At 41.9% G+C, this 4,871-nt stretch carries 5 protein-coding genes; all 5 read left to right on the top strand.

Going from position 1 to position 4,871, the window contains the following annotated elements; translation table 11 throughout:
* Window positions 1-538 precede the first annotated feature (538 nt).
* The 5 genes from GNE10_RS32090 to GNE10_RS32110 all read left to right on the top strand — a co-directional run bounded on the left by GNE10_RS32090 (window position 539) and on the right by GNE10_RS32110 (window position 4,813).
* Window positions 539-1,384, top strand: coding sequence for a Pvc16 family protein (locus GNE10_RS32090; protein ID WP_099072904.1), 846 nt, complete (start codon window positions 539-541; stop codon window positions 1,382-1,384).
* Between the two features lie 31 nt (window positions 1,385-1,415).
* A complete protein-coding gene (locus GNE10_RS32095; protein ID WP_185570012.1) occupies window positions 1,416-3,074 on the top strand; it encodes a phage tail sheath C-terminal domain-containing protein in 1,659 nt (552 codons plus the stop codon).
* A gap of 162 nt (window positions 3,075-3,236) precedes the next feature.
* Complete coding sequence (locus GNE10_RS32100; RefSeq protein ID WP_099072907.1) at window positions 3,237-3,713, top strand: phage tail protein; 477 nt, start codon at window positions 3,237-3,239, stop codon at window positions 3,711-3,713.
* Window positions 3,714-3,902: 189 nt separating this feature from the next.
* Window positions 3,903-4,376, top strand: coding sequence for a phage tail protein (locus tag GNE10_RS32105; RefSeq protein WP_180267633.1), 474 nt, complete (start codon window positions 3,903-3,905; stop codon window positions 4,374-4,376).
* A 107-nt stretch (window positions 4,377-4,483) separates the two neighbouring features.
* Complete coding sequence (locus tag GNE10_RS32110) at window positions 4,484-4,813, top strand: hypothetical protein (protein ID WP_099072908.1); 330 nt, start codon at window positions 4,484-4,486, stop codon at window positions 4,811-4,813.
* Window positions 4,814-4,871 lie beyond the last annotated feature (58 nt).

Below are 4,871 nucleotides of genomic sequence, written 5' to 3' on the forward strand. Positions count from 1 at the left end.
GTATATATAGTTTTTAGTTTTGATTGATAAGCAATAGGTAACGGGAAAGTAGAATTTTTGAGTTTTAGAAAGTTGTTTTAAAAATAAAATATGAATTTTATAGCACTGCTAATTTGTAATAAATGTTGACGGTTGACAGTGAACTATCAACAAAGCTTATGAGTAACTGTGCAATTTACAGTGATTTTTAGGTAAATGAACCAGATGATTTGTATCTGATGCATTCGCCTTTAGGGGTTCGCGTTCATGTAGGCACAAAGATACACATAAAGAAATAGGGTTGTGGTCTAAATACATGAAAACTCCTGTATAAGCCAATAATTTTTGTTACTTATCTTCATAAAAAAGACGCGGGAACGCAAAAACACTGAGAATAACCAATGCCCCATACCCACTTGCCCTGAGCGAAGCCGTTCGCGTAGCGTCTCGCAGAGAAGGGATGCCCCATCCAAAAATATCGACAAAAGTCTAATTACTTTACAAGGGTGATACAGATAACCTAGATGCATCTGGATTTAGTTACCAGCACAACACCTTCATGCTTATCTTCGTTCTTCAAACTTTGGCGGAAATTCTAGCTGGAGGAACTTCACTTACCAGTACAGAGCAGATTGACTTCAGCCATCCGAGTAATCGTAGGGAAGAGGGAGCCGGCCCGACTCTTAATCTATATATTTATGATATTCGTGAGAGTAAGCAGTTCCAACAGGCCGGAAGGCAAGTTGAACGTAATATTACGCGCCATTTGCAAGCCGGTGTTGTCAATTGGGCACCTGTTTGGTTTGATGTTTCGGTGTTACTAACAGCTTGGGATAGGACGACTTTAGGCGAGCATCACTTTTTGAGTGAAGCATTAAGCGTACTGATGCGTCATCGAGCTTTAGAAGAGGAGTTTTTAGTTCCTGAATTGCGGGGTTACGGTAGTTTGCCAATGATGGTTGGACTACAACCTTCGCTGGAACCGGGGAGTTTATGGAGCGCTTTGAATGTACCTCTGCGCTCAGCTTTATATTTAACAGTTACCGTGCCTCTTGATACCCAAGCGACCACAGTACCTTTAGTTTGGGAACGAATTTTCGATTTGCGAAATCAAATGCATGGCACTGGTAATGGTAGTACCCAAATTATGGCTAGGCGAGTAGTAATTGCAGGTGTTGTCAAGAGTGCAACAACAAATCTGCCATTAATGGGGGCAAAAACTACTTTGCTGCGGACTAGAAAATTCATGGAAAGCAATAAAGAAGGGTTGTTCTTTTTTGAAAACCTTGAGATGGGTAACTATGTTTTAAATATAGATTGTCCTGGCTATTTACCCCAAAATGTTAATGCATTGGTAGATGACCAAAGCCATACTTTCAAAGAAATATTTTTAAATCCTGAATAATTAAGCTCTTAAGAGAGTTGGAGGAATTTTCATGGCTCGACTTGATTACTTTGCTCCTGGTGTTTATATTGAAGAATTTGACCGAGGGAGCCGACCGATTGAAGGTGTTAGCACAGCAGTAGCCGGATTTGTAGGTTTTACAGAAGATGTTCGAGATGATGCTGAGCTATTTAAGCCGATGTTGGTGACGAATTGGACGCAATATCTCAACTATTTTGCTCGTCCTAATTCTGATGGTTTCACTGATTTTAATGCCTACTTACCCTTTGCGGTTTATGGTTACTTCATGAATGGTGGCGGTCGCTGCTGGGTAACTAGTATCGGAACTCAATTACCAGGCGCACCCAAACCTACAGCTCCCGAACCTGCGACTCTGCGAATTAATTCTCGTGGAAATCGTCCAGCTTTGCGCTTTACTTTGCGCCCCGAACAAGCAGCAGGGGGATTAGTAAACATCATTATTACCGATGGTTCTCCCCGTGCTTTACCTGAAGGTACTGAAGGAGAAGCTCCTCCAAATACTGGGGAATACTTCACTATTCAAATTCGTCGGGGAGATGAAGTTTTAGAGCAATACGAAAACTTGACCATGAACCGCGAACCTGGTCAGGTTGCGACTTATGCGCTAGCGGCTTTGAGAAATTCTATGTATGTCAGCGTAGAAGATTTGACTCAAAGCGGACAGCCTTTAACTCGCCGTCCGGTTAATGGTCAGTACGAATTAGCACCACCCATTGTTGCTACACCGCCGGACAGATTTTCACGAGATTTAGAAGGGGTACGAGACGATCGCACCGGGGTACGCGGTATTTTTGAAATTGATGAAATCACAATGCTGGCTTGTCCTGACTTGATGCGGGCTTATCAGGAGCAAGTGCTGAATTTGGATCAAGTCCACGGCATCATGGAACTAATGATTAGCATGTGCGAAGGTTCCGCCAGTGGTGATATTCCCAATCCACCAAACCGCATGGTTTTACTTGATACACCACCTGATGCTGTCAAACCGCAACAAGCAGTGGATTGGTTGAATAGATTTAACCGTCGTTCGATGTTTGGAGCGTTGTATTATCCTTGGATCAAAGTACCCAATCCACGCGATCGCGGCAATCCCATTTTAGTACCTCCTTGCGGTCACGTCATGGGCGTTTGGGCACGCACCGACGAAACCAGAGGAGTATACAAAGCACCTGCAAACGAAGTACCCAGAGGCGTAATTGGTCTGGGTTACGACACCAACTTCCGCGAACAGGAACTATTGAACCCCCTTGGTATTAACTGCATTCGTAGCTTCCCAAATCGGGGTATCCGCATCTGGGGTGCGCGGACTTTAGTCGAGCCAGATAAAACCGAGTGGCGTTATATCAGCGTCCGGCGGTTAATTAGTTACTTAGAAAAATCAATTGAATTAGGTACACAATGGGTAGTTTTTGAACCCAACGATCAAGATTTATGGGCCCGTGTCCGCCGTACCGTTAGCAACTTTTTAGAACGAATTTGGCGTGAAGGTGCTTTATTTGGCGATTCACCAGAACAAGCATTTTATGTTAAATGCGATGCCGAACTTAATCCACCAGAAAGCATAATTTTAGGTCGTTTGTATGTCGAAATCGGAGTTTGTCCCGTAAGACCAGCCGAGTTTGTCATCTTCCGTATCAGCCAATGGAATGCACTTGACGAACAGCAATAAATTGTTGGGTATGGGGAGATGGGGGAAAGGTTAAAGGTTAAAGGGAAAAGGGATAAATTTAACCTTTTCCCCTTACCCTTTCCCCCTTACCCCTTTCCCTTTCCCCATTCCCTAGAATGCCCAATAACTAATGACTATTCACTTAATTTTAGGAGATGAAATATGCCTGGAGAATATGTAGTTGCGTCTGTGTTCTATTTTGAAGCAGACGGTATCACTGAAAAATTCGTTCAATCAGTCACCGGATTGGGTGCAAAAAATAATGCCACTAAAGGTGTTAGAGGCTCAAGTAAAAATGGTAAGACATTACGACAAAATCTTCCAGGACAGGCAGAGTTTAATAATGTCACAATTACCATGAATTACAACGGTGATGAAAGTTTGCACAAATGGTTTTTAGCTTGTAGCGAAGATGGAAAACCTCGTCAATGGGATGAAAATCGCAAAGCAATTTCCGTTGTTGGTTATACCCAAGATAAGAAAACTGAAGTCATTCGTTATAACCTGAAATCTTGCTTCCCTGAATCATATACAGGGCCAGAATTTGATGTGACTAAAAATGACCCGGCAACAGAAAAAATTGAAGTATCTATTGAGGGTTATGAAATTATCGCACAACAAAAAGAAGTCAGAGCTTAGATATTGGTAATTGTGAAATAAGGGACTTCTAAGTCAAAAAATATTCTATTGTTATTGTTGATTGTTGACTGTTGACTGTTGACTGTGAACCGTCAACGGTCAACACTTAGCAACTGGAGTTCCCTCATATTTTTAATATGATTACCCATTGTCCAGTCCCCAGTTCCCATTTACCTAGCATCAAAAACAATGGCTGCCATACCAGAAATTCTCACTAATTATCGTTTCTTTTTAAGATTAGACATTGGTCAAAATGATAGCGATGGCTATTTTTTGGAATGTCAAGGCTTTAAAAGAACGCAGGAAGTAATTGAAATTTGTGAAGTCACTTCTCAAAAATGGGGAACTGCTTCCAAAGGTAAAGCAGTGAGAACAAAACTTCCTGGTAATGCTAAAAGTGGGAATATTACTTTGCGTAAAGGGTTGAACGCTTCCAAAGATTTATGGAAGTGGTTTGAGGATGTTGAAGCCGGCAAGTGGGCCGAAAAACGTGAGTTTATTTCTTTATCTATTTACGATCAGGCATCTAATAAAGAAGCTAGATTTGAATTAGCTGGTGCTTGGCCTACCAGTTACAAAATTGCTGATGTCAACGCCAACAGCCATGAAATAGAAATTGAAGAATTGGAGATTGCTTTTGAGGAATTTCAACGCACGCAATAAATCGGAGGGGAAAAGGGAAAGGGTGAAAGGTTAAAGGGAAAATGAAGAATCTTCCCTTTCCCCTTTCCCCCATTCAAAGCGAGAAGTCTAATTAATTTAGGAGAAATATGTTTCCCACAGAGTTTGAATTTACGCTGCCTAAAGGGTATCTGGACTCTGAAGGCAACCTCCACCGCAAAGGTGTAATGCGATTATCAACAGCCATAGATGAGATTGCACCTTTGCGCGACCCAAGGGTAAAAGCAAATCCAGTTTATGCCACTATTATTATTTTGTCCCGCGTGATTACCCACTTGGGTGCTTTAACTGATATTAGTCCTGCAATAGTAGAAAACTTTTTTGCTCAAGATTTAAATTATCTCCAAGATTTTTATCGTCGAATTAATGGCTTGGAAGCGGAAAATTCTTCAGTAGAAGATGTGGTGCTTCAGAGTTGAGGGGATGGGGAGATGGGTGAGCGAAAAAAGGTGTGGGGAGTGTGGGGAGTGTGGGGAG

Origin of the sequence: Nostoc sp. 2RC (assembly GCF_014222165.1) — a bacterium.
Classification (GTDB): Bacteria; Cyanobacteriota; Cyanobacteriia; order Cyanobacteriales; family Nostocaceae; genus Nostoc; species Nostoc linckia.

Excerpts from the sequence above, each read along its gene's own strand:
- GNE10_RS32105 (WP_180267633.1), top strand. The coding sequence starts at position 3,903 with ATGGCTGCCATACCAGAAATTCTCACTAATTATCGTTTCTTTTTAAGA.
- GNE10_RS32095 (WP_185570012.1), top strand. The coding sequence starts at position 1,416 with ATGGCTCGACTTGATTACTTTGCTCCTGGTGTTTATATTGAAGAATTT.
- GNE10_RS32090 (WP_099072904.1), top strand. The coding sequence starts at position 539 with ATGCTTATCTTCGTTCTTCAAACTTTGGCGGAAATTCTAGCTGGAGGA.
- GNE10_RS32100 (WP_099072907.1), top strand. The coding sequence starts at position 3,237 with ATGCCTGGAGAATATGTAGTTGCGTCTGTGTTCTATTTTGAAGCAGAC.
- GNE10_RS32110 (WP_099072908.1), top strand. The coding sequence starts at position 4,484 with ATGTTTCCCACAGAGTTTGAATTTACGCTGCCTAAAGGGTATCTGGAC.